Below are 315 nucleotides of genomic sequence, written 5' to 3' on the forward strand. Positions count from 1 at the left end.
CCGGCGGGGGTGCCTCGAGACGTCTTCGATGGGCTGCGGGCCGGCGTGGTTAAAGATCGCGCCGAATTTCTGATTAATTTCGGCCGCGCTTTTACCGGGGCCGATCGTGACCCGTCCGCGGTCACGCAGGCGATGCTGGACATGACCTTCGATATGGCAATTAAAGCAAGCATCAAGGCGACCCATGACTGCATTGCCTCCTTTTCGGAAACCGACCTGCGTCCAGACCTGGCAAAGTTCGACATCCCTACGTTGATCATTCACGGGGGCGCAGACCCTGTTGTGCCAATCGAGCTTTCAGGCAAAAAGTCCGCC

1 protein-coding gene is annotated in these 315 nt (G+C 58.4%); it reads left to right on the forward strand.

Annotated features, from left to right (window positions below; all coding sequences use genetic code 11):
* On the forward strand, window positions 1-315 hold a 315-nt coding region (locus EN859_RS36630), incomplete at both ends, for an alpha/beta hydrolase (protein WP_135913707.1).

Source organism: Mesorhizobium sp. M00.F.Ca.ET.216.01.1.1 (assembly GCF_004010325.2).
Taxonomy (GTDB): domain Bacteria; phylum Pseudomonadota; class Alphaproteobacteria; order Rhizobiales; family Rhizobiaceae; genus Mesorhizobium.